The organism is Waterburya sp., from assembly GCF_058530065.1.
The window spans coordinates 1-2,962 of the sequence record NZ_JBZNBU010000425.1; the positions used below are offsets into that span (position 1 = coordinate 1).

4 protein-coding genes are annotated in these 2,962 nt (G+C 41.1%); 3 read left to right on the forward strand and 1 reads right to left on the reverse strand.

Features of this window, described 5'->3' with window-relative positions; all coding sequences use genetic code 11:
- Positions 1-938 (reverse strand): MbnP family copper-binding protein (locus AC33VI_RS23125; RefSeq protein ID WP_491784614.1); only part of this gene is annotated, 938 nt, incomplete at its 3' end.
- Positions 939-1,153: 215 nt separating this feature from the next.
- Between AC33VI_RS23125 and AC33VI_RS23130 the strand changes: the two genes are divergently transcribed.
- The 3 genes from AC33VI_RS23130 to aat form a co-directional block, all read left to right on the forward strand.
- Positions 1,154-1,864, forward strand: coding sequence for a response regulator transcription factor (locus AC33VI_RS23130; protein ID WP_491784615.1), 711 nt, complete (start codon positions 1,154-1,156; stop codon positions 1,862-1,864).
- A gap of 63 nt (positions 1,865-1,927) precedes the next feature.
- The gene (locus AC33VI_RS23135) at positions 1,928-2,512 is read left to right on the forward strand and encodes a glyoxalase-like domain protein (protein WP_491784616.1); all 585 of its coding nucleotides are present in this window, start codon (positions 1,928-1,930) and stop codon (positions 2,510-2,512) included.
- Positions 2,513-2,538: 26 nt separating this feature from the next.
- Positions 2,539-2,962, forward strand: a 424-nt coding sequence (gene aat / locus AC33VI_RS23140; protein WP_491784617.1) for a leucyl/phenylalanyl-tRNA--protein transferase, incomplete at its 3' end; no start/stop codon positions are given.

Genomic DNA, 2,962 nt, shown 5'->3' on the forward strand with positions numbered 1-2,962 from the left:
AAGTCGGTTTCGTAGAGTAATTCTGCTAAGTCAGCAATGACGACATTATCGTCGGGATTAAAGTCTTCCAAAGTAACAGTGCTGCGATTGGGGTTGAGACAACCAACAAATAAATCGCTTCTAGCGGTATCTTTACAACCAGTACTGCCAAGGTGAATTAAATAGTTATTACTTGCTCGATCTCCTTGATGGCTATCATCGCCCCCGTGAGTAGTAGTTTGGGTGCTACTAGTTTGGGTATGAGTACCTTGTCCGTTTTTGAAGATACTAGTCTGATTGCTAGTCTGAGTAGTTGTGTGGCTGCCACTACCGCTATGGGTGGTATGTTGTTCGTTAGTTTGTACGACAACCTCTCCAGGCTGGCTAGTGGTAGTACTAGAAGAAACAGTAGCGATCGCTTCATCGGTTTCTAAATCTACTCTTAAAAACTTATAACCCCCTTGCCAATTCCACCACATAGAAGTCAAATTCAGGGGAGAAGGAGCGATCGCAGCATCGTTATGGTTGAGTTTTTTTGGTACTCCTAAAGTAAACTGCAAGCCTTGATAATTTCCTTCGGGTACTGTGCCAATCACTGTGGTGTTGATTTCAGGAGTGCCATTATCACAAGCAGCAGTACCATCTTCAAAATCGAGTAAAGCAGTAGTTTGATATTGCCATTTGCCATCCTGTTCTAATTCTAGAGGAACTGCATTGCCGTTTTCATCAATTAAAGCCAGATCGGAAACATAAAAACGAAAATCCTTGGGGGTAATAGTAGTTTCTCCCACACCAACATTGTCATAACTTTCGCCACAGACAAACTCGTCTTCTCCTACCCAACCTTGGAAATTGATCGCAATTTCTCTACTGTCGGATTGAGCTAAAGCCACACCATAACCACTAAAAACAACAAAGGTTGCGATGGAGATAAATTTTTTATTTAAAGATAAGATCATTTGTTTAGATGAAATACTTATTCGTTATATTTTGGAGAAATTATTTAAAATTATTAGAATTAAGTTAGCTTCTTATAGTATCGACAAAAAAGAATCGCTGTCCAAAGACAAACCGTCAAACTTAAACTCTGGGGAATTTCTTGTCGATGCAACAGGCTCTATGATGAAGATAGCCATCAATTTATATGGTTTTTTAAGCACAACTCCATAACTCTATGTCAGAAAAACAACAACTTTTACTAGTAGACGACGAACCAGGTATTAGGGAATCCGTACAAGCATACTTAGAAGATAACGAAGATTGGGTAGTAACTGCTGCTAGCAATGCAGATGAAGCGTTGCAAACCATTGAACAACAAGTGCCAGACCTGATTATCTCCGATATTATGATGCCTCAAGTCAACGGCTATGAATTTCTCGCCAAACTCAAAGAAGATCCCCGCTATCGTTCAATTCCTGTGGTTTTTCTGACAGCTAGAGGCATGACGAGCGATCGCATTCAAGGTTACGAGGCTGGTTGCGATGCCTATCTTTCTAAGCCCTTCGATCCAGAAGAATTAGAGGCGATCGTCAAAAATTTGTTATCTAAAGCCCAGACTAGTTCGGAAAGTGGCAAAGACAACAGCGCGGAATTAGAAAAGATTGCTAAAGAATTAGTAGAAATTAAAGCCAAACTAGACGATAAATTAAACGACCAAGGAGGGATTAAAGTAACTCCGCCACCGATTAAAATTGACTTAACCCCCAGAGAACAAAGCGTTTTAGATTTAGTCGCCAAAGGTCTGATGAACAAAGAAATTGCTCGCGAATTGAGTACTAGTGTGAGAAATGTAGAAAAGTATGTCAGCCGTCTGTTTGGTAAAACAGGGACTAATAGTCGTACCGAATTAGTCCGTTTTGCCCTACAACATGGTTTGACGGAATAAACTTCAATTCTGTTCGAGAGTATTTATCTCATAAAATAAACTTTAATAAATCTTGAATTGAAAATGATAATTCAAACAATTAATTCAACAATATTTAGCAACGATTTTTTCGCTGCTTTTCTGCCCCCGATCGCTTTGGATAGTTTATTTTCTACCCAAGGGATTATGGTAATGCTGCTGGTGGCATATGCTGGGGCGATGTGGATGTTTCTCAGCAGCGCGCCCAAAGTGTATACCGTTATGGTGTCAGATCTCAAACACGCCCAACAATTTTACGAGGGATTGTTAGATCTTCCTGCTGCGGATATCCCCTTACACTATTACTACAACTACGAACAGGCAATGGGTGCAGGAGGTTTAGATCCTCTCTATATGTCGGCAACTCCTGGAGGTACGGGATTAAGTGACTCCGATGGCTTGTGGTATCAACTGAAAAAGAATACCCAACTACATATTATTGCTGGTGCGAGTAGCGGTTATAAAGATCGCCAGCGTCATGTCTGTTTCGATCGCGATGGTTTGGAAATTCTCTTAATGCGTATCCAAGCCCGACGTTTGAAATATAAAATTCGTCGCGATCGCCCTTTAAACTTTTTAGTTAAAGATATCGACAATCGCACCATTGAAATAGCAGAAGTTTCTAATTAAATCACTCTGAAAAATAATTAGAACTAATGAAAATCAATGTTCCTACCATTGTGGAAGGCTATAGCCAGGGGTATTTTCTGATGGCGGGGGATGACAACCAGCTAGATTGGTATTCCAGCCGTCAGCGCACTCTCATTCCCCTAGACGAACGTTTTCGCTATCCTAAATCTTTGCGTCGAGTTTTGAATCAAGAACGGTTTTCTACTGCCATAAATCGGGATTTTAAAGCAGTCTGCGAAGGTTGCGCCGATCGCGATAGTACCTGGATTTCTGACGAACTGCTCGATATCTATCTGGCTTTACACCAAGCAGGTTGGGCGCACAGTTTTGAAACTTGGCAGGGCGATGGCTTGGCAGGAGGAATTTTGGGTATTGCGATCAAAGGGGCTTTTATTGGTGAATCGATGTTTTTTCAGATTACTGAAGGCTCTAAGGTGGCAATGGTCAAAC

Bases quoted from the DNA above. Each gene is read 5' to 3' on its own strand.
- AC33VI_RS23130 (WP_491784615.1), top strand. From the start codon at position 1,154: ATGTCAGAAAAACAACAACTTTTACTAGTAGACGACGAACCAGGTATT.
- AC33VI_RS23135 (WP_491784616.1), top strand. From the start codon at position 1,928: ATGATAATTCAAACAATTAATTCAACAATATTTAGCAACGATTTTTTC.